This window comes from Parendozoicomonas haliclonae, from assembly GCF_900174585.1.
Classification (GTDB): Bacteria; Pseudomonadota; Gammaproteobacteria; order Pseudomonadales; family Endozoicomonadaceae; genus Sansalvadorimonas; species Sansalvadorimonas haliclonae.
Genome location: NZ_FWPT01000010.1, coordinates 1 through 25,615, shown reverse-complemented (window position 1 = coordinate 25,615; position 25,615 = coordinate 1). Strand labels below are relative to the sequence as shown.

The following is a 25,615-nucleotide window of genomic DNA, read 5'->3' as shown; positions in this document are numbered from 1 at the left end:
TGCCTGTTGTTGATTCTACAGCAGCCGGCTTTTAGTGCCTCGGCAGGCGGCTCTGTTTTCGCAAAGGCCGATAAACAGACGCAGAAAAAAAGAAATAAACTGCATCAAAAACATATGATGCTTAAGGAGCAGGTCGAGCACCAACTGGAAGCTCACTATGATAGAAACCTGCTTAAGCCCGATAAACATGCTTTTCGTAAGCTGGCGCTCTACCACCCGGTTACAGGTGTTATCGCTCCTCTGTTTGGCAGCAAACCTTCACGTAAGCTCCATGGCCACACTGTGGAAAGCCATGCGCTGCCTCTGAACGCCACACTCTGGAAAGCTGCGCGGGCCGAGATTCAGGATCTGGAAAGCAACTGGCTGTTAGTGATTACCGACAGCAACGATCTCCCTCTACATGTACTGGGCACCAGTCAGGATGAACTGGAAGAGCTCCCCGGCTATCAGAGCGAGCGAGGAAACCGTTCCGAATATCTGAATCTTGATCAGTTCAAGGTGGAAAACAACCGTGAAGTCTATGGCCTGACAGATATCACTCAGCCTGATTCGCCGATTCTGACCATTGCCTCGCACAGTCCATCTTCCAGTAAACAGACGCAATTCCGCGCCAACATTATTGAAGCTTTCCAGCAGCTGCCGGCCGATTTAAGCGACCGGCTGGCTTTGGTGACAGCCACGCCTTACAACCATGCCCTGCGGATATCGCGGCTTCTGACCAGCATTCACAACCTCAGTACCAAACCGGAAGTACTGACACCGGCCGGAGATATTGTGTTTTCAGCGGCCTATCCTATAAAGCAGCTGACGCCCCAGGAAAAATTGCCAACGCCATCCGGAAACCAGCAACAGTTCACGCCACTTCCGCAGGATAACCAATACCGGATCGATCTGGTATTGGCCATGGAAGATGATGACGGCCATGCCTTTTATCACCGGATCAGCAGCCTGCCTCACCCTGATAACTGGCAGGCTGAATCCTCAGAGGAAGCCAATCAATCGGAACAATTCCAGGTGGAAATACCGGCAGAGCAGTTGCTAAAACTATCCGGTTCTTCTCACCTGCGTCATCAGAAACTCTTCCTCAAGGAGCATGACCCCGAACATAACCGGGATGCTCTGTACCCTCTGAGCGGAAGGTCAATAAACAGCCTTCTCCTCGCACTCGATGAGATCAAGGGCCAGAAAAAGCTGCAGGCCTTACAGACAACACCAAATGCCAAAGGCCTGAAAGGATTAATTACTCTGCAGCTGCCGGGCAAAAAACCAGAACTCGATCCTGCTCTGCTCCCAGAGCAGGAACAACAAACATCTTCCGAAGCTGTCGTGGAGGAAGCGACTCCAACATCTTCTGGCAAGTCTGCTTATGACCCAGACGCTCCTGGCAGCCTTGGGGCCAAAAATAGTGAAAAGCCGGCAGCGGTAATGAGTACACCTGCTGCTGAAACCAATCAGAACAAGGTCGAGCACAAACTCTTGGAGCCAGCCAGGCTGGCGAACAGAAATGGGCAACCCGTCAGCAAAGTCGCAATAACAGCTCCGTCAAAGCCTAACCTTCCGTCGATCTCATCCAAAAAACAGCGGGCACAAAATAAGGACGTAAAAAATGTCTTTCGTGCAGTTCAAAAATGGCAAAAAGACATTGTTAAATCTCAGCCGAATCTGAAAGTCAGCTCAGAAAAAACAACATCTTCACAACTGGCACTGCTGCATATGCCCACCGGAGCATGGGTTTATCTTGTTGATGAACAAGACCATGCTCTCGCTATAACGCCAGAGCTGATAGGCAGTCTTCATCAAGCAGTATCGCTATCAGCTGAATGGTTTTTGACAGTGAGCCAGCCGGTAGGCTCTCACCCAGAGCAAACTCTCACCAGGCTCCTGCCGCCCACCTTGCCACAGCTGGAAAAGTGCAAAGCTTTTGACAAAAAGAAGCAGCAGTTCAATTTGGACTGGAACTGGCTGCCCATCGGCCATGAAATTCTGGCACTGGCAGATGTGAGTCAAAACAATAAGTTGGTGTTTACTCTGCCATTTCACTACGACAAACAGGGCTTTGTTCGAGTAGAAGCCGAGCTGATTAAAGCACTGCAACAGTTGCCCGCTGATCTGCAGGACAGATTGGCTCTGGTCACCGCCAGCCGTCCTGTTCACCCAACCTATATAGACCGGCCAGAAGAGTCTGACGCACCATCAGTCTCTCGACTTCTTATGCCACTAAAGGCGTTGCGGGCAGATAAGAATTATATGGTGGATCAGGAGAATCTTGCGATATCAACAAGCTTCCCAGCCAAACAGTTAAAGGTCGGCAGTCTCAATCCCAATCGTCAGGAAGATCTGCGAATCACCAAGACCTATCAGCATATGTCCACCCCAGCTGATGGCGTCAGGCACCAAAACGTTGTTCTTTCCGCCCGTGGTGAAGATGGCACCACGATATACCATAGACTGGGCTCCCTGCCTTCCTATGAAAGTTGGGGACGCCCCAACAGCCTGCTACCGGATAAAGCTCTGCCACTACCGGTACAGCCCCTGCTAGCGCTGCTATCCATGCCGGCCTTTCAGGACAGTCAGCTGTTGATTGAAGATGTGTCCACCATATTGAGCAACAATATTGAGCATTTCCCACTCTCACAGCCATTGCATGAGATTCTGCCTCAGGGTTTCCAATCCCGAAAAGCATTCAAGAATGCTCTCGCCTCATCCGCAACAGTTCTCCAACAAAAAGAACTGGAGGATCAGTATCTGCTTTGCCAGCTTCCCGATATTCGCTATGCCAAGACAAGACGCAAAGCTCCGGCTAAAAATGACGATGAGGAAAAAGCACAAAAACTGGCCAGACTGCAGGCTGATATAGCAAAGACGCGCGCGGCAAAGCAGCAGGGTTTCCTGCTTGATATTTCTCAAGCCGAAAAAATACATCATCCACAAGCCAATACACCTGTTGCGGATAACAGACCCGTTCGCAAAAGCCGTCAGATGACCGTTGACGATCTGGCGGGCGCGCAGAAAGACAACCAAAACGTCGATAATGCCAACAATCTGGTGCAGATTGATGCCGAAAAAGCCCAGAAAGATAAGGACCGAATTCTGGTACAGAACAGCGTCCCACCGGTTAGAAATCCGTTAATCCCCACCGGTCGGGGTATGAACAATAACAAAGGAGTACCATCCCAACCAGACGAGGATGGCAACGACAATAATAAACCTACTGCCAAACCGGATAAGCCTCAGCCGAAGCTGAAATGGAGCGATGGCAAGGATGAAACTCCCATGAAAATTCGCCCTTCGGGGGCTCCGAAAAAGAACGATATTATGAATATGCGCGGGGAACAGGCGCAGCTAAGTGAGCGGCTGAAGGAACGTCAGCTTCGGGAGAGACAGGCTTTTGAAAAAAGGCAGGCCGGACAAACTGATGAAACCGAAGCTCTTGAGATGGAAATTCAGGATCCCTTCGCTGAATCAGCGGAAACCGTTCAACAACAGCTGGCTCCACATATCGAACAGCCCCCGATTGAGCGTATGGGACGCTGGCTGGGTAATTATATTGTTACTAATCCAGTGCACTCCGCAGCAGCAATTGTTACGGCTATCGCTGCATTTAACCTGATTCGCCAGTGGTGGCAGCTCCCCGATGCCAGAGATTTACTGATCAAGGATACCGTACATCTGATGGGACCATCGGCTCCGCCTTTCTGGCATGAGGCACTGGAAGTTCTGGTCTATGGCACACCGGATGATCTGCTTGATCTGTGGACGGCCGACCGCCTCTACGCCTGGGTGAGCCAGGCGGCTACCGCCTGGTGCAGCCGTAATACCTGCAACGCCCGCTACTTATCCGATATCTTCGTTCACTATGTGCTGTCCCCGGTCTCATCCGATAGAGACTCTTTCATTAAGGAGCTGCAACTGCGTATCAGCAGTGCCAATGTGAATAAGAAAGATCCCAGACAGTGGGCCGTTGCCCTAAGACGTGCCGGTATCCCTGCGGTTGTTGATTTTAATCCAACGACGCAGCAGGAATGGATGACCGAACTGAATGACAATGGTCTGATAAAAGCCGTGCACGCCAACATTAATGAGCGACACTTGCCCGTTAAAGTTTTCCGCCGCAGCTTCCTGAAAACCGGCCTGACACACCCGCAGCATGAGCGCTATAAAGAGATTATTAATCAAGGGCTGATCACTGATGTCACCAACCAGTACCGCCCTCACGTAGCGCCATATCCCAGCGAGAATTATCGATTTGGTGTCTATACCTGTACGACGGTTGATGGTGATACCTGGTATGTCGTCGATATTACCGATGAAGAACCAGGCATGCATGCCCTGCCTGGGTTGGTGGCTTATGCCCATGAAGCCAAGAACGGCATCTGCGTAGTGCCCAGCATGGATATCTGGTTATCGACCCTGCAGGAAAACGGCCAAATCCTTACCCTTAATCCGGATGGTGCGCATACCCTCTCCGTCAATATTGATCTGGCCGATACCATGCGTGGTGTTGACCCTGCCAGCCTGAATAACGAGACCTGCCGCTTGCAGTACTGGAAGAACCGCAGCTGGAAGACTGTCAGTACCCAGGAGCATGAGCCTGGCATTATGCAGGCAGCATTACCTCAGTTTGCTCTCTATCGACTGCGTTGCCATAAAGAGACCACACTGTTCACTATAAACACGCTCAAGAGCGAACTCACACTATGGAGCTGGCCGGTCGATAAAACTGCCCCAGATGGATAAGAGCAAAAGAACTCCGCAAACCTTATTGCCAAAGCCAATAGCCCACCGATAAGATTTGTGACCGGTTTGCACACTTATCAAAATAACTATGAGCACACTTCTGGATGTCTGTGATATCTCCTGTTCATACCGCTCGCACCTGTCGGGCCAGCAGGAGACTGTTGTACACAATCTGTCATTCCAGGTTGGCGCTGGTGAAAATATCTGCCTGCTCGGACCAAGTGGCTGTGGGAAAACAACCACCCTACGGGCTATTGCCGGTTTTGAAACGCTAGACACCGGAGAGATCAGTCTGGCCGGTACGACCTTATCCAAATTCGGTTTTACCCTGCCCCCGGAAAGAAGACAGCTGGGAATGGTCTTTCAGGACTATGCCCTGTTCCCCCATCTGAGTGTTGCGGACAATATTCGCTTTGGTTTAAGCGGCTCGGCCAAACAACAAAACCATCGCGTCGACGAAATGCTGTCTCTGACCGGGCTGGAAGCTTTCGCCTCCCGAAACCCGCAGGAACTGTCCGGAGGCCAGCAACAACGTGTTGCCCTGGCCAGGGCTTTGGCACCAGCACCTCGGCTTTTGCTACTGGATGAACCCTTTTCCAATCTTGATTCCAGTCTTCGCCAGAGTCTGAGCCATGAAGTTCGCAACCTTCTGAAGCTGGCAGGAACCAGTGCGATTATGGTAACCCATGATCAGGACGAGGCCTTTGCCTTTGCTGACAAGATCGGTCTGTTTGATCAGGGCAGAATCAGCCAGTGGGGCACTGCTGCAGAGCTGTATCAACAGCCGGCTAATGCCTTTGTTGCGTCTTTCATCGGTGAAGGCACCCTTTTGAAAGTGATCGCCAGAAAGGAAGGCTTTCTGGAGACAGCTGTCGGGCAATTTCCAGCTGAGTCCATGTCACAGGAACAGCATCGTGTTCTGATTCGCCCGGACCAGCTCACCTGCTGCACGAACCTTCCCCACAATGCCCGGGTGATTCAGAATCATTTTCGCGGCAATCATCAGTTGCTAACAGTAGTGCTGCCTTCCGAAGAAGAGCTGCTGGTAGAAGCTGGTGCTGATATGAAAATCCAGCCGGGTGACAGTATTCAGGTACATCCAAAAGGGATACCTGTGCGTGGCTTTCACACCGAAGCTATTTAAGGAAAGGTGGCACAGCATCAAGATACTGTGCCATTTCGATTAACCGGTTTTGACAACGGCCTGCTGATAGAGCGGGCGTACCTTGGGAATATAGCTATTCAAACCATCAATCCGGGTTTCGGTCGCGGGATGCGTGCTCATAAACTCCGGTGGACGCTGGGTATTCTGGGCCGCCATTTTCTTCCATAGAGAAACAGCAGCTTCCGGGTTGTAACCAGCCCGAGCCATCAGCTCCAGACCAATAATATCTGCTTCCGCTTCATTGGTTCGGCTGTTTGGCAGAGTCATCGCGTAGTGAACCACCTGATTCGCCATATCCAGGGTTTCATTGCTTACACCTAACAAGGCGCCAGTGAGGCTGCTACCCAGCTGAACCATATAAGCCTCGGACATGGCTTCGCGACCATGCTCACGCAGGGCATGGGCAATTTCATGCCCCATAATCGCTGCAATCTCATCATCATTCAGTTTCAGGGTTTCAATAATCCCTGAGTAGAACACAATCCGACCACCCGGCAAGCAACTCGCATTCAAGGTATCTTCTTGGATCAAAGTCACCTGCCATGGCCAGTTGCCAGCATCTGGACGGAATACACCCACCTGACGGGTCAGACGGTCGGCAATGGTCTGTAACCGACGAACCTGCTGACCGTGGGAAACCAGCTTGCGTTCTTTCTTGGCCTGACTGCGCATCTCCTGATAGGACTGGCTGGACATCTGATCAACCTGTTCAGATGACAGCAGGCTGAACATCCGCTGCTCACGATCAATCCCGACACTGCCACCAGACGTTGTGTGCACAGTCTGACAGCCGGCCAGTAATGTTAAGAACAATACCGGCACCAGATTTTTTAGTTTTCTTATAACAGCCGTACTGTTCATAACCTTGCTCACCGTTTACTCCTGTCTTTATCAATCTGTTATCGCGTTCAATCGTTATTCTGCCGATGAGGTGCCAACTCGGCAACTCCGAAAGGCTCCGGTGACAGACACATTCCGTAACCCTGACATACAAAGATCATAAAAAACCGGTACCCTGTGATCAGCCTGCCAACTAAACTCAGAGTCTAAACAGCAGGCGCTTTACAGAAATCACAAAAATAACGCCCTAAACAGCACAGAATATCGCAGGAAAGTGTTCATGCAGTCAGACCCGACCCGGCCAGTCGTATCGTCTCAAAGCCCGGATTTTTATGATCTGGTCATCATCGGCGGTGGTATTAACGGGACAGGTATAGCACGGGATGCCGCCGGGCGAGGTTTGAAAGTGTTGCTCTGCGAGCAGAACGATCTGGCTTCCGCGACCTCTTCCGCCAGCAGCAAATTAATTCATGGCGGCCTGCGTTATCTGGAACATTATGAGTTCCGTCTGGTTCGTGAAGCCTTGAAAGAACGGGAAGTTCTTCTAGCCAATGCACCGCATTTGGTTAAACCCATGCGCTTTCGCCTCCCCCACGAACCGCACCTGCGCCCAGCCTGGATGATCCGAGCCGGCTTGTTTCTTTATGACACTCTCGCCCGCCGAGAAACTCTGCCCGGCAGCCGGGGTATCAAGCTCAATGGTCAATCGCCCTTAAAACCGGCATTTACCAAGGCCTTTGAATATTCGGATTGCTGGACAGATGATGCCCGTCTGGTGATTACCAATGCTATTTCTGCCCGCGAGCTGGGCGCAGAAGTCTGCCCAAGAACACGCTGTATCGCGGCTCAGCGCGGCGATGAAAGCTGGGAAGTTCAACTTCAGGATCAACACAATGGAGAAAATCGCTCCATTCGCTGCAAGGCGCTGGTGAATGCATCCGGCCCCTGGGTTGCCCGCTTTATTGAAGAGAGTCTGCAAACCAAACCGGAATATGGCATCCGCATGATTAAAGGCAGTCATATCGTGGTGCCTGCTCTTTATGATTCCGATGAAGCTTACATTCTCCAGAATCAGGATAAACGGATAGTCTTTGTGATTCCCTGGGAGGGGCGCTGGTCCATGATTGGTACCACCGATGTCGAGTACGAAGGCGACCCTTCCCGTGTCGAACCGAGTGCATCCGAGGAAGAATATCTGCTGGATATCGCCAACCGACATTTCAAAACACAGAATACCCGAGAGGATATTGTCTGGGGTTTTGCCGGCGTCCGTCCGCTTTGCAATGATGAGTCCAACGATCCTTCGGCCATTACCCGGGACTATACCCTGACTATCTCGGAAACAACCGAATCACTTCCGCTACTCAATGTATTCGGTGGCAAGCTGACAACCTTCCGTAAATTAGCCGAATCGGCCATGGAACATCTGCGTCCCTGGTTTCCAGATCTTAGCGAAAACTGGACCGAGAATGCTGTTATGCCCGGTGGGCAGATCAGTTCTCAGAAAGAGTATTCCGAAGAACTACAGGCCACCTATTCCTGGCTGCCTCCTGAAATGAGTCAGCGTTTTGCCAGCAGCTATGGCGAACTAAGCCATCAGTTTCTTTCCGGCTGCCAGACCCTGAACGATATGGGTGAGGATTTTGGCAACGGTCTTTATCAGGCCGAGGTGGATTATCTGCGCAGCAATGAGTGGGCTGAGGCTGCTGATGATATTCTCTGGCGCCGCTCCAAAACCGGTATAGGCCTGACAGCGCAGAATAAAGAACGGTTGGATAACTACCTGCAAAAACATTCTGCATCACCCTAGACATACCGCCGGTTACCAATACTGACGCTTCCGTTACACCGTCCGGAGCGGTTATGTACCAAACTGCATGGGTTCCAGTGCCGAGAGCAGCGAGCCCATGTCCATCCCTCAGGAATTACATCACATCCTTCCCCTGTGCATTCGGCTGCTCAGTATTGTCGCCCTCAGCATTATTGCTTCACTACTGAGCCATCGTCTGCTCACCCGGCTGAGTGAACGCTTTCGTCGCACCCCCAGCCACTGGGATGACACCCTGACCCGTGCGGCTCGGCCGATCGTGACCATAGGCTTTATGCTGCTGGGGCTGAGTCTGGCAACAGATGTGCTGGTCCGGCACTTTGAGATCAACACCAAAGCATTCAATATCAGTCTGGCACTGGGTTATATACGACGCTTCTCCACCATCATTCTGCTCTACGCGTTTCTCATGCGTTATCTGAAAATGGTCAGAGACAGCTTCGAGGAAACCGAACGCGCACAGCTAAAGATGGATCGTTCCAGCGTGGAGCTGATGATCAAGCTGCTGCAACTGGGTATCAGCATCGCAACAGCGCTGACACTGTTGCAGAACACCGGCGTCAGTATCAGTGGCTTGCTGGCCTTCGGTGGTGTTGGTGGTCTGGCCGTCGGTCTCGCGGCCAAGGATATGCTCGCCAACCTTTTTGGCGGCCTGACCCTGTATATGGACAGACCTTTTGTCGTAGGCGACAAGGTCAACCTGAAGGAGAAAGGAGTTGAAGGGTTTGTCGAGCATATTGGCTGGCGACAGACCCGCATCCGCGGTTATGACCGTACTCCAATTTACGTTCCCAATGCTCTGTTCACCAATATTGCCGTAATCAATCCGTCACGGATGCAGAACCGTCGGGTGGATATGTATCTCGGAATTCGCTACAAAGACTTTGATCGCCTGGAAGCGGTGACCACCGCAATAAGAAATTACCTGAGCGGCCATGAACAGCTTGATCATATTCGCGGTTGCCTAGCTCACTTTACCGACTACGGCGACAGCAGCCTCAATATCCGCATCCGCTTTTATACGCTGACTACGCTCTGGGACAACTATATGAATCTGCGCCATGAAATCCTGATCCATATCGGGCAGATCATTCATGAACATGGCGCAGACTTCGCCTTCCCAACACGCACACTGGATTTACCGGAAGGTTTTAACGCCCCCGCTGACGGCGCGGCCACACCAGACTGAAGCGAGCACCACCCAAGCGTTCACTGGTAGTCACCAGAGCCTTGCCGTTGTGCCAGTGCATAATCCGGCGAACGATAGACAACCCCAGACCATAACCACCCGATGCACGGGTACGGCTGTCGTCCAGACGGGCAAACGCTGTAAACACCCGCTCCCGCTGATCTTCCGGAACCCCGGGACCATCATCTTCCACATCAATACGGCAGTTGTCGTGGCCAATACTGAAGCGGACTTCCACTTTAGAGTCGGCATAGCGGCAGGCATTGCTCACCAGGTTCTGAACTGCCCGGTGAATATAACGCTCTTCCACATCCACACGACGGCGGGCATCCAGCATACGACTGGGGATATATTCCACAGCCACATTACTTTTAGTCCGCTGATGCTCATCCACGACCCGGGCAGCAATACTCTCCACATCCATACGCTGGAAGCGGATATCCGGGACCCCTTCTTCCAGCTTGGCGTAAGTGAGAATCTCATCGATCAGGTGATCCAGCTCTTCGATATCACCATCAATACCCTTGATATAACTTTCCCGTTCGCCCTGACTTTCTGCATCCGCCACCATTTCCAGGCCGAAGCGCACCCGGGCAACCGGCGTTCGCAGTTCATGGGAGATACCGCGGATCATCTCTTTCTGGATACTCAACAAACGCTGAATATGACTGGCCATATTATTAAACGCCGCCGCTAGCTGACCAACCGAGTCACCGCCATGCAGCTTGACCCGGGTGTCAAGATCACCCCGCGCCAGCCTTACTGCTGCACGTTCCAACTTGCTTAATCGCCGTTCCAGACCACGCACCAGCACATAGATAGCAATACTGACCGATGCCAGAACAAATAAGGCAATGGTCGCCAGCAGCTTGAACGGATAAGGGTCCAGCATCGACATCGGCCCAATGCGCACCACTTCACCACTCCCGGCCAGACGACTGTATACATCCATACTGCGTCCGGACTGGTTAAACATGGCAATGGCATAGCCCTGTTCCAGCTGTACGCGCTGCCGTTGGCTGAGCGTGTCCGGCATGGAACTCAACAGGCTGACCGGATAGGCAAACAGCTCCGGGCCCTTATCCTTGAGCATCAGAATACGACGCGCTGGGGGAATGCTGTCCAACCAGTCCCGGATCATGGCTCCTGTCCCTGTGGCCAGCTGCTCGTTCAGATCGGAAATACTGCCACGTAGCAGCCGGTCATCATTAATAGCTGTAAAAATTTCAAAATTATCACTGTCGCCATCGCGCACCAGCACCCGGCCGGCATCCAGCTGATTGCGGGTCTGGTTGCCCAGCACACTCTCGGTTGCCGGCAGCACAGTCAGATCAATGCCGAGCAGGTTTTCCCAGCGCTCCAGAAGAGCCGGCCAGCGTGCTTCCGACGCAGACTCCAGCTCCATGCTCATAATACGGAACGTTCCCCGGGCGGCGGATTCCCGAAACTCCTGCAACCGAACACCGTTGATAATGGTCAGCGCCAAACCTGACAACACCGCGACCAGTACCAGAGTGAACAGCAGGCCACCATAGATTCGCAGAAAAATACTGCTCACTCATTCTTCCTCAAAGCTTGCATGGTAAAGAATGGTCCCTAAAAACGAACAATGGCCGGTACCCACAGTGTTTGAGTAACCGGCCACAGTACCCGCTGATGAAAAGCTTACACCGGGCGAACGAACAGATAACCTTTTGAGCGGACGGTTTTGATCATGCGTGGATGCATCGGATCATCACCAATCTTCGGACGAATACGGGAGACCCGTACGTCAATGGAGCGATCCTGACCGTCGTACTCGATACCGCGGAGCTTCTCGAAAATCTCTTCACGGCTGAGAACTCGGCCGGCATTGGAGCTGAGCAGCCAGAGCAGATCGAACTCAGCACTGGTCAGTTCAATGTTTTCGCCTTTCAACCAGGCTTCACGCATGGCGGCGTCCACCACCAGATCGCCAAACTCAAGACGCCCCTTGTCGCCCTTATCATCAATGGCAGGAGCGTGGGTACGACGCAGCAGGGCACGGATACGTGCCAGTAGAACCCGCGGACGCACCGGCTTGGCGACATAATCGTCTGCCCCCATTTCCAGGCCGAGCACTTCATCCAGATCGTCTGTACGAGCCGTCAGCATCAGAATGGGGCGATGGTAATCACCACGTACCCGACGACAGATGGACACACCATCTTCACCAGGCAACATCAGATCAAGAACCACCAGATCAGGGTTTTCATTCAGAATACGGTCAACAGCCTTGCTGCCATCATGTTCGACGGTAACAGTCATGCCGTTGTTTTCGAGGTATTCACGGGTGAGACCGGCCAGACGCTCGTCGTCTTCAACGATCAGGATGTGGCCGGAGTCTGCCTGTTGTTCAACAGGCTGTGTTTCTGTCTGCATCATAAATTTGTAACCAGATTCTACCATTCCCAAGGATAACCGCACAGAGGGGCATAAATCCGTTGCAGTCTGTAACCGGCAACCCTTTGACCCTGACAGACGGGAAAAATTCCATCTTCGATTGTGCAGCCTTTCACTATCAGAGGGCAACGTCTGCTGACAATTTGAAACGAAACTGTGCCCTGCACAGTAACTTGCGACACTTTGTCTGTGGTTTGTCGGTATTGCTCAATGACAGTAAGCCTGACAAACCTTGAGATTCCGGCATAATAACACTTCTGAATGGATGCATAACGACAACGTCACAATGAAAATAACAGACGTTAACAAACCGGTACCGGCCAGTTACTGGGAACTGCCCAAAGGACGTTATTGGGCCATACACACGATAACAGCCCTGTTGTTGGTGGTGATGTGCTGGAGCATGCTATCCGGCATTTTAACCTCCCGTCCGGAGAATATCGCTGCAACTAACGGCACACTGGTTTTACCGTCCGATACCTTACCTGTTGCCCTCAGAGGCGAATGGCATTTTGCCTGGCACCAGTTGTTAAGCTGGGAAGAATTTCCTGAAAGCAGCCCCACAACCATTCCCGTTCCATCCCGCTGGAACCGACTGGGTGATGATTCCTATCCCGGCCCTGGCTATGGCACCTACTCTTTGCAGCTTACACTCCCCAACGAGCGGAATGACCTGGGGTTAAAGATCAAAAGTATTTACCGGGCCGCAAGCGTCTGGGTGAATGGCGAGCCAATTAAACAACTCGGCAAGGTTGGAACGTCAGAAGAGAGTGAAACCCCACGGGATGAAACCATTCTTGTGCCCCTGCCGGCCGCTAAAACCTTTAATATTCTGATTCAGGTCTCCAGCTTTCATCATATTGATGGCGGTATGGCCAAGGCTCCCATTATTGATACTTGGGAGAACCTGATGTACGAGGAACGCATCCGGGTTGCCGGCACCACAGTTCTTTCAATCTCCTTCCTGACTCTCGGCATCTTCGTACTGTTTCTAACCATCAGCAGCCGGATGGATACCGTCTCTCTGTTGCTGGGCAGTACCTTTCTGTTTGGTGGCCTGCGGGTGCTGGGTGTTGAAAAACTGTTTTTCTATATAGACCCAGAGTTCTCTGTCGAGTGGCTGTTTAAAGCGGAATATATCGGGATGTTTTTATCGGCCTCCTCCTATCTGATGTTTCTGCAGCGCCTGTTTCCAAACGACATCAAAAGCCTTCCGATAACAGGACAGTTTTATCTGGGCGTTATTGGGTCAGTGCTGACACTGCTCACACCACCACTGTTTTATGTCCATTTCCGTGATCCCTGGATCTGGCTCAATATGTCGACCATCTGTTATCTGATTTTCTGCATGATCCGTATTGTTATTCTGCGTAGGGATCACGCGATTCAGGTTGCGGCACTCACCGTTATGTTTGCACTGGCTGCGGTGAACGAAACTCTGTTCTATGCACGGCTGACTGAGACACGGCTGTCCAATTGGGGCTATGTGTTTGTCGCGGTCAGCAGTGTATTTTTTCTCGGAGCCCGCATTCGCACGCTGATCACTGCCGCCATGCTGCGCCGAGCAGAGCTGCAACAGGCCGTTGACACAAGTACTCACGAATTGAAGCTACGCCTTGATCAGCTGGAAGAAGCCCGAAGCGAAGCCCAGTCCGCGTCATATCGTAAAAGTGAGCTGATGGCGATTATGAGCCATGAGGTCAGAACACCTTTGGGCGGCTTGATTGGAGCTCTCAAACTGTTGCAGGGCAATAACCTGTCATTGAAGCAGGAAAAGTTAAGAGCCAGCGCAGAAGCGGCCAGCCAATCATTGCTGGATATCGTGAACGATGCGCTCGACTTCTCCAGCCTGGATGCCAAAGAGAAGGCCTTGAAAAGCGAACCTTTTGAGCTGGGCCGCTGGCTGGGTGCGATAGAGTCATTAATGACTATCTCTGCCAGAGATAAAGGGCTGCCTCTGATTGTCCAACCGCCGCAATTTGAACAAGTCCGTGGTGAAATGTGGTTACAGGGGGATCAGCAGCGGTTAAGGCAGGCTCTCATTAACCTGATACACAATGCCATCAAGTTCACCGAACAAGGCTCAATCACTGTCAGCTGTCGTTATCAGCGAGGACAACTGCATCTGGCTGTTACTGATACTGGCCCGGGCATTCCTGAAGAGAAAAAAGTTTCCATATTTCAGTCGTTTGTTCAGGGAAAACAGTCCAATAACGCTAATGACACATCCCGAACCCGAGGCGTAGGGCTCGGACTGGCGATCACCCATGAAATCGTCAGCCGAATGGGCGGGCGGGTCAGCCTTAACAGCCAATTGCACCATGGCAGCTGTTTTACTCTGGATGTTCCACTTGAAAAAGTGACACCTGACACCGCGAAAAGTAACCAGACGTCTTCAGCAGATTACCGGCGAATCACCCGCTCTGACTATAAGGTTCTGGTTGTGGATGATGATCCAACCAACACCTTATATCTCAGTGAAATTATTGAACGGGCAGGATTTACCTGTATCGCAGCCCATTCCGGCCAGGAAGCCCTCGATCAGACCGAAGCTCAAAGTATCAACATCCTGATTCTGGATTACCACTTACCGGATACCAATGGTGCAGCGCTCCACCAACAGATTCTTCAATATTATGCAGACCAGGCCTGCCACCATAATCTCTATGCCATTCTGCTCAGTGGCAATATTGATAATGGTTTTCTCCCTGATAAAGAGCTCAACCAGTTTGATAACACGCTGCAAAAGCCAGCCCGGCCTTCAACCCTGTGCCAGCTACTGGACAGTGCGGAGCGACAGTTCCTGCTCGCCCGAGGCATATCAATCAACCTCTCAGCCTTGCAGGAAACAACTGAACTTCTTGGCCAAAGCGGTATGCAGCGGGTTGTACAGGCGGCAACAGGATCTGTGGCTGAATCATTTAGAATGATGTATTCCGCTCTTGAAGAGCAAGATCAGAAGACACTGGCAGCATCAGCCCATCGTCTGCGCAGCGCCGCATTGACTATTCATGCGTCGCAAACATCCCAACAGGCCAAATTCATCGAAGAGGCTAACGACAGTTTTATCAGAGATCTGCAGATGTTGGAGATGTTCTGGGAGAAGGAATTGGCCGAAGTTCGCCAACTCATCACCCGGCAGCAGGAACAAACGACATCAGCCTAAAAATACGACTGGCCTAATCCTGATTACCGGCATTAAAAAGATAACCCACACCATACTGAGTTTTTATCAGCTGGGAATCACCGGAAATTTGGGTCAGCTTTCCTCGCAGCTTGCTGACCAGTACATCGATACCCCGATCTTCGGGATTCCATTCGGTTCTGCCGGTCAGCTTACCCAACTTCTCCCGGCTTAAAGGCTGGTTAGCATGTTGAATCATAAAATTCAGAACCCGCGCCTCATTACGAGTCAGACTCAATGTACTGCCAGACTCTCCTCGAATCGTCAGGTCCCGATCACTGAATTCCCAATTGGTAAACCGGTAGCTCTTTTCAGTAGCTGGCACGCTGGCTGAGGCGGATGAACGTATCCGCTGCACAAGGTTCTTTGAACAGGCCAGAATCTCCCGTAATGGCAGCGGTTTTACATAATAAGCGTCCGCACCATTCTCCAGAGCAATTATCTTTTCAATCGGATCATCACAGGACGTGGTGAAAATAATACCAACATCACCCTGCTTGCGAAGAGTTTTACAAAGAGTCTGACCATCTGCACCCGGCAGATGCAGATCGAGAAAGATAAGGTCGACAGGTTCTTCTGCCACCATATCAAATATACGGTTTGCTTCGGAGCACTCTCGAACTACCCATTGCTGAGCCTTGAGATATTCCGCCAACATCGTACGGGCGGTTAAATCGTCTTCAACGATGAGCGCTCTGATCATGTTATTAGACATAACCACTATCCTTGCGCTGACTTTTAAAGTCCTGTTATTACTATAAATCAAACGTTAAAAAAACGTAAGCCTTAAGAAAAACCTGTTAAGTTTCCCTAACAATCGTTACTCAATACACAACAGAGTCATCCTAATAAATTATTAAAACGTGCGGAACCACACAAAAAAGCCGAACAACCTCACATTCAAATTATTTATTAACTGTTAATACCATTAACAATTCCATTGCCTTTTCATTTCAATTCCTACAGACACTCTACAACATCAAAAATACAATAAAGTCTCCAATTGCAGCTCTGAAAATCATACTGAGCTTCAGTGAACCAACAAGTCTACCACCTTATATTTATGGATATTTTTGTCAGCGCAAAGACCGAGCATATGGAATGCTCCTGCTATCCCTGGTCTATACAGATCGGGAGTGCGACGCTGTCACTTTATCTGCAATGTCCAAAGCACAGCTCAGGCCAGTGGAACCAGTTCAACGGCTATATCGTCGACAATATGCTGCTTTGCCAGATTGACAGTAATGGTTTGATAACCGGCCAGCCAAATCGACCAGTGGCGTTCCAAGCCGAAAACATTACCGCTCTTTATATTCCTCAATCCGGTTCGGTTCACCTTGGATCCTCTACCGGTACCGATAAGCCAGATAGGCACTCTTGCAGGACAACCATCTTACCGGGGCAGATAGGCTTACTGTCTTCATCCGAAACTGAGGATATCCAGTTCAGCCCCGACTTTAAAGGGCTGGTAGTAGCGATTAGCGATTCCTGGCTCGATAACGCTCTAAGACAACACGCCAACAACTATTCACTCAATGCCCGCTCCGGCCCGGCTTTACTTGCCAGACAAATGCTGGAAAACCTGCCTGGGGTATTGAACAACGAGGGCAGTATGTCTCGGAGACGGGAGCTCTCCCGCCATTTTCAGGGGCTGCTTGCCATGGCTCTTAAAACCGAATGGGATATGAGCCCGCAATTATCAGATCGGCAGCAGAAACACCTCTACCGGATTCTAGACAAAATTGATCACCACATGATCGATCCGGATCTGGATCTCGAAGCTATTGCTGAGCAGGTTTACCTTTCCCCCTCTTACATCAGTCGCCTGTTGGCACAGAATGGCACCAGCTTTCGAGACGAGCTTCGTCAACGCCGTTTGCAACGGGTTGCTTCTGCTTTGGCGAATCCGGCAAGAAAAAACACCAGTGTCACACTGATTGCACTGGAATCTGGTTTTGGTAACAGCAGTGCTTTCTCCAGAGCCTTTTTAAAACACTTTGGGAAGACACCCAGCAAATACCGACAGCACTATTTAACAGAGCAATTATCGAAATCAGGCAAAGCACTGACCAAAGCTGACATTTAATACGACTTATTAATAAAAGCTGATGAACATTGTTCATCCGCAGCATGTTTTTTGTGTTCGCACGGCAAAGTAAGAATCAAATCTGGAAATAAAATAACAATAAGCAAAAGGATTTTGTGACGTTTTACCCCGAACCGAAGAAAGATTTTGCACATCTTTCTGAAATGGAAATGCAAAGACATGGATAGCAAACTTGCAGGAAGCAGTCTTAATGACTGCCTGATCATTCTTTGTGATATGTTCGGCCGCAATCATTCACTAAGCAGCCTGACCGCAGGTCTGCCTCTTGAAGATGGCGCCCTGACCCCTTCTTTATTTCCAAGAGCGGCAGCCAAAGCCGGCCTTGAAGCCCTGGTCTGTGAACTCGACAACCAAACACTCATTGAACAAACCTGCCCTGTTGTTCTGTTTCTTGATAACAACAGCGCTGCCATTCTTCTGCAGCTGGACAGTACCCGCAATGAAGCCCTGACTTGGGAAAACGGCCAGCAGAGTATGCAACCTGCAGATAAATTTCTGGCTCGCTATACCGGGTATGCCATTACTATCAAGCAGGCAGAAGACAATGAACTTCTGCCGGAACAGAGACAAGAGCATCAACAACAGAAGCAACAAAGCCAGAACCGTTACGACTGGTTTGTTTCCGTTGTTCGCTCCCATTGGCGTACTTACCGGGATGTTCTGGTTGCCAGTTTTCTCATTAATATTTTCGCACTGGTCTCGCCACTGTTCGTGATGAACGTCTATGACCGGGTTGTTCCCAACAATGCGACCGAAACCCTTTGGATGTTGGCATTCGGAGTTGTGCTCGCTTTTCTGTTTGATCTGGTGCTGAAAATCCAGCGTTCCTGGTTTATTGACCATGCGGGCAAAGGTATCGACCAAGAGATCTCCGCCAAGTTGTTTGAAAAAACTCTGGGTCTGCGGATGGCCGCCCGCCCTGTTTCAACCGGCAGCTTCGTTAACAACCTGAATGAATTCGACAGTCTGCGCAGCTTTATCACTTCGGTCTGCATCACCACTCTGGTCGATCTGCCATTTATTGTTCTGTTTCTGGCTCTGATCGTCTGGATTGGCGGCCCGCTGGCACTTGTGCCACTGGTCAGTATTCTTGCCTGCCTTGCCATAGCCTGGGGATTAAATCGCCCATTACAGGAGCGCATCCTTAAACAGCAACAGATGTCATCCTCACGACAAGCCATGGTAACCGAAACTCTATTAGGGTTAGAGGGTGTGAAAACCACACAGGCCGAATCTTCCATGCAGTTTCGTTGGGAGCGCATGGTCGCCTTTCTGGCAGGCAACGGCCTTCATATCCGTCGGCTGCAGAATATGACCAGCCACAGTGCCATGTTTATTTTGCAAATGAATACTGTGTTGCTGGTGATTGGCGGTGTTTACCTGATCGGTAACGGTACTCTATCCATGGGTGGCCTGATCGCCATGATTATGATTGCCGGCCGTTGTGCGGCTCCGGTTACCCAGATGATCGGCCTGCTTAACCAGTATGAGCGGGCCCGCCAGGCACTGGATCAGGCTGATAATGTTATGTCTTTTCCACAGGAACGGGAGCCTGATCGCAACTACCTTTCGATCAAAAAGATTCGGGGTTTCTGGAAAGCCCAGAGCCTGAGCTTTGCCTATCCCGAGCAACCACCTTTACTTTCCGAGCTCGACTTCCAGATTAAATCCGGGGAGAAGATAGCCATTCTTGGTCGTATGGGTTCCGGCAAGACCTCGTTAATAAAACTAATGATGGGTCTTTACCAACCCACCTCTGGCAACCTGTCACTGGATGGCATCGACCTTCGCCAGATTGACCCAGCCTCCCTTCGCGAACATATCGGCTATGTCCCTCAGGTTGTCAGCCTGTTCAGCGGCTCCATTCGGGAAAATATTGTTCTGGGTCGTACCGGTGTCACCGATGAAGAAATTCTGCGGGTTGCCCGTCTGGCCGGTCTGGGCGAACTGATCAGTAACAGTCCCAACGGCCTCGATTTTCAGGTTGGCGAGATGGGTCGCAATCTGTCCGGAGGGCAGGTTCAGGCTGTCGGTTTGGCCCGTGCTCTGGTGGGTGATCCTCCACTTTTGATTATGGATGAACCCTCCAGCGCCATGGACAACCATACGGCGGCGCGCGTCTGTGAAACCTTGACGCATATTTGTGAAAACAAAACCCTGATTATGGTGACCCACCATCTGGCGATGCTCAATCTGGCTGAACGCATCATGGTTATCGAGAAAGGCAAGATCATTGCCGACGGCCCCGCCGATATGCTGGCGGGTGTGTATGGCGAAGGTCAGCGCCGTGAACAAACCCTGCAACCTGGCACTTGAGGGCATCACGGATGAAATCAAATCACGAAACCAATCAAAGCCCGGACAACGCCTTCCTTGCCGACGCCCAGGCTGCCGTTTCACGTACCCGTCCTAAAGGCGGGCAAGCCATTATCTGGATCGCCATGCTGGCGGTTGTACTGTTTATTGCCTGGGCCAGTTGGGCGGAGATGGATGAAATTACCCGCGGCTCCGGCAAGGTGATTCCATCCAGTCAGGTGCAGGATGTCCAGAACCTGGAAGGCGGCATTGTGGCAGAAATCCTGGTTAAGGAAGGTGACCAGGTTGAAAAAGGACAGGTACTGCTGGTGCTGGATGACACTCAGTTTATGTCCAGCCTGGGCGGGCAGGAAGTGAACCGCAAAAGTCTGAATATCAAACGCATCCGTTTACAAGCAGAGATAGACGGCATTGAGCCGGTGATGCCAACGCAAGTCTGGCAGGATAATCCGGATCTGGCCCAGCAGGAGTTGGATCTCTATACCAGCCGCGTTCAGGAGCTGCAAAGCCGAAAGGCCGTTTTTCAGGAGCAGCTGCAACAGCAGAAACGTCAGCTGGAAGAAAACCGGGCGCAACGTGATCAGCTCCAACGCCGGACAACACTGCTTAAGGAAGAACTGGATATCGCCAGTGGTCTCTCTGAAATCGGAGCGGTTTCACGTATTGAAGTGCTGCGTCTTGAACGACAGATCAGTGACAGCAAGGGTGAGCTGGATGTGAACAACAAAGCTTCACAACGGCTTGTGGCTATGCAGAACGAAACCCGCCAGCGCATCAATGAACTGCAGCTCACGTTTATCAGCACAGCCAGAGCCGAACTCAACGAAACCGTGACCCGACTAAAAGAACTGGAAGCGACCAGCACCGCGCTGGCCGATCGAGTTGAACGGGCGCAGGTTCGTTCCCCCGTGAACGGCATAGTGAAACAGGTTCTGGCCAATACCGAAGGCGGTGTGGTTCAGCCTGGGATGAAGATGATGGAGATTGTTCCACTGGGGGACAAGTTACTGATCGAAGCCCAGATTCGGCCACAGGATATTGGCTTTCTGCATCCAGGCCAGAAAGCTGTGGTGCGCTTTACTGCCTACGACTTCACCGTTTATGGCGGTCTGAAAGGACAACTGGTTCATCTCGGAGCAGACACCATTACCAACGATCAGGGCGAAAGCTTCTATATCGCCCATATCGAAACCGACAGAACCCAACTGGATGACAGTAAGCCCGTTATCACCGGCATGGTGGCAGACGTGGATATTCTGACCGGAAAGAAGAGCCTGATGTCCTATCTGATGAAACCGGTCTTACGAGCAAAACATATGGCTTTCAGCGAAAGATAAACGCTTAAAACAGTATCAGAAAATAAACACAACAAATCAGGACTGATTCGGGAGAACACAACATGGACGCTGTTATCGAAAATCAATTAGGTACCGTTCAACAGATTTCCGGTTCACTAAAGGTTATCCGCACAGACGGCAGTGAGCAGACACTTCTGCCCGGGGATAGTGTGTTTCAGGGTGATGTGGTGATTGCTGAAGGCGGACCTGCACTTCTTTCTCTGGGAAATGGTCGTACAACAGAAGTTTCTGAAGGCTCACCTCTTGATCTTGGCAGCCTGTTAACACTGTCAGCATTGGGTTTTGAGATTAACGACAGCGCCCTGGCTCAGACCGATCTTTTTGATGAGATTAACAACCTGCCGTCGCCAACCGCAGGTGAGGAACTGCCGGATGAGCCTACCGGCGCAGGCGAACCCACTATTCCCTCTGAACCACCGGCGGCTGGTACTCCACAAAATGGGCGTTTCTCACCAGGTGTTGACCTTGGCTTGAACTCCGATGAGGTGGAGGTTCAGTTTGGCTTTGATACCACAGCACCAGCTCAACAGGCGTTTTTCCGGATCAGCAATCAGGCTGACGCTGCCCCCAGAGATACATCGGTTACGCTAACAGGAACACCACTCACTCTCACCGAAGCCGGTGGCATAGTCACATTCACAGCGACACTTGCCAATGCCAGTCAGGGCAATACGATCATCAACACCACTCTCGGCACAATTATTATTGGCGATGGTTTAACCAGTGGCAGTTTTGATTACACCATCACAGATGGTGAAGATGTATTCCTCGATCCTGACAGCATTAATAATCAAATAGAATCGGCCTCAGGCGGAGGCTTTAATGAGATTGTTATTGATGAAGATATTATCACTGTCAGCATCGATGACACGATTGATGAGACTACCCTCACCCTGACCGCCACACCGACCACCAGTGAAGATGGCGGCTCTATTACCTACACCGCGACTTTGTCTAACGTCGATGGCTTGCCGGTTGCCAACCACAATGGCCTGACTGTGACGCTGGCGAATCAGCAGCAGATCACCATCCAGGCCGGGGCCACCAGTGGCACTGTGGACCTTGCCATCGATCGTGATGATGTTTGGGTGGAGAACAACGACACGGTTTCCAACAGCATTACCGGCGTCACCGGCGGCAGCGAGTTTGAGAACCTGACGTTCAGCGAGGAGGAAGTGGTCACCGCGATCACTGATGATCAAGATGAAGTGACGATCACGCTGACCGCCACCCCAACCACCAGTGAAGATGGCGGCTCGATTACTTACACCGCGACTTTATCGAACGTCGACGGCTTGCCGGTTGCTAACCACAATGGTCTGACCGTGACGCTGGCCAACCAGCAGCAGATCACCATCCAGGCCGGGGCCACCAGTGGCACGGTGGATCTGGCCATTGATCGCGATGATGTCTGGGTCGAGAACGGGGACACGGTTTCCAACAGCATTACCGGTGTCACCGGCGGCAGTGAGTTTGAGAACCTGACGTTCAGTCCCGATGAAGTGGTTACCGCGATTACCGATGACACCGATACCGTCACCGTGACCCTGACCGCCACTCCGAGCACCAGTGAAGATGGTGGTTCGATTACCTACACCGCCACTTTATCTAATGTCGATGGTCTGCCGGTTGCTAACCACAATGGTCTGACCGTCACTCTGGCGAATCAGCAACAGATCACCATCCAGGCCGGGGCCACCAGTGGCACGGTGGATCTGGCGATCGATCGCGATGATGTCTGGGTCGAGAACGGTGATACGGTGTCCAACAGCATTACCGGCGTGACCGGCGGTAGCGAGTTTGAGAACCTCACCTTTACGTCGGATGAAGTGGTCACCGCTATTACTGATGATCAAGATGAAGTGACGATCACGCTGACCGCGACACCGACCACCAGTGAAGATGGTGGATCGATTACTTACACCGCCACTCTGACAAATGCCGATGGTCTGCCGGTTGCCGGCCACAATGGTCTGACCGTCACGCTGGCTAACCAGCAGCAGATCACCATCCAGGCCGGGGCCACCAGTGGCACGGTGGATCTGGCGATTGATCGGGATGATGTCTGGGTAGAGAACGGTGATACGGTCTCCAACAGCATTACCGGTGTCACCGGTGGCAGCGAGTTTGAGAACCTGACCTACAGTCAGGATGAAGTGGTCACCGCGATCACTGATGATCAAGATGAAGTGACGATCACGCTGACCGCGACACCGACCACCAGTGAAGATGGTGGATCGATTACCTACACCGCCACCCTCAACAATGCCAATGGTCTGCCGGTTGCTAACCACAATGGTCTGACCGTCAATCTGGCCAACCAGCAGCAGATCACCATCCAGGCCGGGGCCACCAGTGGCACCGTGGATCTGGCCATTGATCGCGATGATGTCTGGGTGGAGAACAACGACACCGTTTCCAACAGCATTACCGGCGTCACTGGCGGTAGCGAGTTTGAGAACCTCACCTTTACGTCGGATGAAGTGGTCACCGCTATTACTGATGATCCAGATGAAGTGACGATCACGCTGACCGCGACACCGACCACCAGTGAAGATGGTGGATCGATTACTTACACCGCCACTCTGACAAATGCCGATGGTCTGCCGGTTGCCGGCCACAATGGTCTGACCGTCACGCTGGCTAACCAGCAGCAGATCACCATCCAGGCCGGGGCCACCAGTGGCACGGTGGATCTGGCGATTGATCGCGATGATGTTTGGGTTGGGAACGGTGATACGGTCTCCAACAGCATTACCGGCGTCACCGGCGGCAGTGAGTTTGAGAACCTGACCTACAGTCAGGATGAAGTGGTCACCACCATTACTGATGATCAGGATGAAGTGACGATCACGCTGACCGCGACACCAACCACCAGTGAAGATGGTGGCTCCATTACTTACACCGCGACTTTATCTAACGTCGATGGCTTGCCGGTTGCTAACCACAATGGTCTGACTGTGACGCTGGCGAATCAGCAGCAGATCACTATTCAGGCCGGCGCTACCAGTGGCTCTGTGGATCTGGCGATCGATCGGGATGATGTCTGGGTCGAGAACGGGGATACGGTGTCCAACAGCATTACCGGCGTCACCGGCGGCAGCGAGTTTGAGAACCTGACGTTCAGTCTGGATGAAGTGGTCACCGCGATTACCGATGACACTGATACGGTCACTGTCACACTGACCGCCACCCCGACCACCAGTGAAGATGGCGGTTCCATTACCTACACCGCCACCTTGGTCAATGCCGATGGTTTACCGGTCAACAATCACAACGGCCTGACCGTCAATCTGGCCAACCAGCAGCAGATCACCATCCAGGCCGGGGCCACCAGTGGCACCGTGGATCTGGCCATTGACCGCGATGATGTTTGGGTCGAGAACGGTGATACGGTTTCCAACAGCATTACCGGCGTCACCGGCGGCAGCGAGTTTGAGAACCTGACGTTCAGCGAGGAGGAAGTGGTCACCGCGATCACTGATGATCAAGATGAAGTGACGATCACGCTGACCGCCACCCCAACCACCAGTGAAGATGGCGGCTCGATTACTTACACCGCGACTTTATCTAACGTCGATGGTTTGCCGGTTGCTAACCACAATGGTCTGACCGTGACGCTGGCGAATCAGCAGCAGATTACCATCCAGGCCGGTGCTACCAGTGGCACGGTGGATCTGGCGATCGACCGGGATGATGTCTGGGTCGAGAACGGTGATACGGTCTCCAACAGCATTACCGGCGTCACCGGTGGTAGCGAGTTTGAGAACCTGACGTTCAGCGAGGAGGAAGTGGTCACCGCGATCACTGATGATCAGGATGAAGTGACGATCACGCTGACCGCGACACCGACCACCAGTGAAGATGGCGGCTCGATTACCTACACCGCGACTTTATCTAACGTCGACGGCTTACCGGTTGATAACCACAATGGTCTGACCGTCACGCTGGCCAACCAGCAGCAAATAACTATTCAAGCCGGTGCCACCAGTGGCACGGTGGATCGGACCATCGATCGTGATGATGTTTGGGTCGAGAACGGGGATACGGTGTCCAACAGCATTACCGGCGTCACCGGAGGCAGCGAGTTTGAGAACCTGACGTTCAGCGAGGAGGAAGTGGTCACCGCGATCACGGATGATCAAGATGAAGTGACAATCACGCTGACCGCGACACCGACCACCAGTGAAGATGGCGGCTCCATTACCTACACCGCCACCCTGGCCAATGCCGATGGTTTGCCGGTTGCCGGCCACAACGGTCTGACAGTTAATCTGGCGAACCAGCAGCAGATTACCATTCAGGCCGGCGCCACCAGTGGCACGGTGGATCTGGCCATTAACCGCGATGATGTTTGGGTCGAGAACGGTGATACGGTTTCCAACAGCATTACCGGTGTCACCGGCGGCAGTGAGTTTGAGAACCTGACGTTCAGTCCCGATGAAGTGGTCACCGCGATTACCGATGACA

The 25,615-nt window shown here is 51.9% G+C and carries 13 protein-coding genes; 9 read left to right on the top strand and 4 right to left on the bottom strand.

Annotated elements, in window-relative coordinates:
• The first annotated feature begins 114 nt into the window (after positions 1-114).
• Positions 115-4,737 (top strand): hypothetical protein, encoded by a 4,623-nt coding sequence (locus EHSB41UT_RS18865; protein WP_133060577.1) that lies wholly within the window; start codon positions 115-117, stop codon positions 4,735-4,737.
• Between the two features lie 88 nt (positions 4,738-4,825).
• Complete coding sequence (locus EHSB41UT_RS18860) at positions 4,826-5,881, top strand: ABC transporter ATP-binding protein (RefSeq protein ID WP_133060576.1); 1,056 nt, start codon at positions 4,826-4,828, stop codon at positions 5,879-5,881.
• Positions 5,882-5,920: 39 nt separating this feature from the next.
• On the opposite strand, the gene EHSB41UT_RS18855 is transcribed toward EHSB41UT_RS18860, so the two are convergent.
• Positions 5,921-6,775, bottom strand: a complete 855-nt coding sequence (locus EHSB41UT_RS18855) for a M48 family metallopeptidase (RefSeq protein WP_242667360.1) — start codon at positions 6,773-6,775, stop codon at positions 5,921-5,923.
• A 247-nt stretch (positions 6,776-7,022) separates the two neighbouring features.
• Between EHSB41UT_RS18855 and glpD the strand changes: the two genes are divergently transcribed.
• Together glpD and EHSB41UT_RS18845 are read left to right on the top strand one after the other, a co-directional pair.
• The gene (gene glpD / locus EHSB41UT_RS18850; RefSeq protein ID WP_087112418.1) at positions 7,023-8,552 is read left to right on the top strand and encodes a glycerol-3-phosphate dehydrogenase; all 1,530 of its coding nucleotides are present in this window, start codon (positions 7,023-7,025) and stop codon (positions 8,550-8,552) included.
• Between the two features lie 97 nt (positions 8,553-8,649).
• Positions 8,650-9,759: a mechanosensitive ion channel family protein gene (locus tag EHSB41UT_RS18845; protein ID WP_165767330.1), complete on the top strand. Its 1,110-nt coding sequence runs from the start codon at positions 8,650-8,652 to the stop codon at positions 9,757-9,759.
• Here the strand turns inward: EHSB41UT_RS18845 and EHSB41UT_RS18840 are convergent.
• Positions 9,722-11,317: an ATP-binding protein gene (locus EHSB41UT_RS18840; protein ID WP_087112416.1), complete on the bottom strand. Its 1,596-nt coding sequence runs from the start codon at positions 11,315-11,317 to the stop codon at positions 9,722-9,724. The genes EHSB41UT_RS18845 and EHSB41UT_RS18840 overlap by 38 nt on opposite strands.
• Before the next feature lie 107 nt (positions 11,318-11,424).
• Positions 11,425-12,162 (bottom strand): winged helix-turn-helix domain-containing protein, encoded by a 738-nt coding sequence (locus tag EHSB41UT_RS18835; RefSeq protein ID WP_278248164.1) that lies wholly within the window; start codon positions 12,160-12,162, stop codon positions 11,425-11,427.
• A 304-nt stretch (positions 12,163-12,466) separates the two neighbouring features.
• Between EHSB41UT_RS18835 and EHSB41UT_RS18830 the strand changes: the two genes are divergently transcribed.
• On the top strand, positions 12,467-15,346 hold the full coding sequence (locus EHSB41UT_RS18830) for an ATP-binding protein (protein WP_165767329.1): 2,880 nt from the start codon (positions 12,467-12,469) through the stop codon (positions 15,344-15,346).
• A 13-nt stretch (positions 15,347-15,359) separates the two neighbouring features.
• Here the strand turns inward: EHSB41UT_RS18830 and EHSB41UT_RS18825 are convergent, their stop codons facing one another.
• Complete coding sequence (locus EHSB41UT_RS18825; protein WP_087112414.1) at positions 15,360-16,079, bottom strand: response regulator transcription factor; 720 nt, start codon at positions 16,077-16,079, stop codon at positions 15,360-15,362.
• A 318-nt stretch (positions 16,080-16,397) separates the two neighbouring features.
• Here EHSB41UT_RS18825 and EHSB41UT_RS18820 point away from each other — a divergent pair, with 318 nt between their 5' ends.
• The 4 genes from EHSB41UT_RS18820 to EHSB41UT_RS18805 form a co-directional block, all read left to right on the top strand.
• Entirely contained in the window at positions 16,398-17,450 is a 1,053-nt protein-coding gene (locus tag EHSB41UT_RS18820; RefSeq protein ID WP_133060575.1) for an AraC family transcriptional regulator, read from the top strand.
• Positions 17,451-17,630: 180 nt separating this feature from the next.
• Positions 17,631-19,787 carry a type I secretion system permease/ATPase gene (locus EHSB41UT_RS18815; protein ID WP_087112412.1) on the top strand — a complete coding sequence of 719 codons (2,157 nt, stop codon included), beginning with the start codon at positions 17,631-17,633 and terminating at the stop codon, positions 19,785-19,787.
• A gap of 11 nt (positions 19,788-19,798) precedes the next feature.
• Positions 19,799-21,124 carry an HlyD family type I secretion periplasmic adaptor subunit gene (locus tag EHSB41UT_RS18810; RefSeq protein ID WP_087112411.1) on the top strand — a complete coding sequence of 442 codons (1,326 nt, stop codon included), beginning with the start codon at positions 19,799-19,801 and terminating at the stop codon, positions 21,122-21,124.
• A 62-nt stretch (positions 21,125-21,186) separates the two neighbouring features.
• A partial coding sequence (locus EHSB41UT_RS18805) for an immunoglobulin-like domain-containing protein (RefSeq protein ID WP_341350358.1) occupies positions 21,187-25,615 on the top strand: 4,429 nt, incomplete at its 3' end.

Excerpts from the sequence above, each read along its gene's own strand:
- EHSB41UT_RS18865 (WP_133060577.1), top strand. The coding sequence starts at position 115 with ATGATGCTTAAGGAGCAGGTCGAGCACCAACTGGAAGCTCACTATGAT.
- EHSB41UT_RS18860 (WP_133060576.1), top strand. The coding sequence starts at position 4,826 with ATGAGCACACTTCTGGATGTCTGTGATATCTCCTGTTCATACCGCTCG.
- glpD (WP_087112418.1), top strand. The coding sequence starts at position 7,023 with ATGCAGTCAGACCCGACCCGGCCAGTCGTATCGTCTCAAAGCCCGGAT.
- EHSB41UT_RS18845 (WP_165767330.1), top strand. The coding sequence starts at position 8,650 with ATGTCCATCCCTCAGGAATTACATCACATCCTTCCCCTGTGCATTCGG.
- EHSB41UT_RS18835 (WP_278248164.1), bottom strand. The coding sequence starts at position 12,162 with ATGATGCAGACAGAAACACAGCCTGTTGAACAACAGGCAGACTCCGGC.
- EHSB41UT_RS18830 (WP_165767329.1), top strand. The coding sequence starts at position 12,467 with ATGAAAATAACAGACGTTAACAAACCGGTACCGGCCAGTTACTGGGAA.
- EHSB41UT_RS18825 (WP_087112414.1), bottom strand. The coding sequence starts at position 16,079 with ATGTCTAATAACATGATCAGAGCGCTCATCGTTGAAGACGATTTAACC.
- EHSB41UT_RS18815 (WP_087112412.1), top strand. The coding sequence starts at position 17,631 with ATGGATAGCAAACTTGCAGGAAGCAGTCTTAATGACTGCCTGATCATT.
- EHSB41UT_RS18810 (WP_087112411.1), top strand. The coding sequence starts at position 19,799 with ATGAAATCAAATCACGAAACCAATCAAAGCCCGGACAACGCCTTCCTT.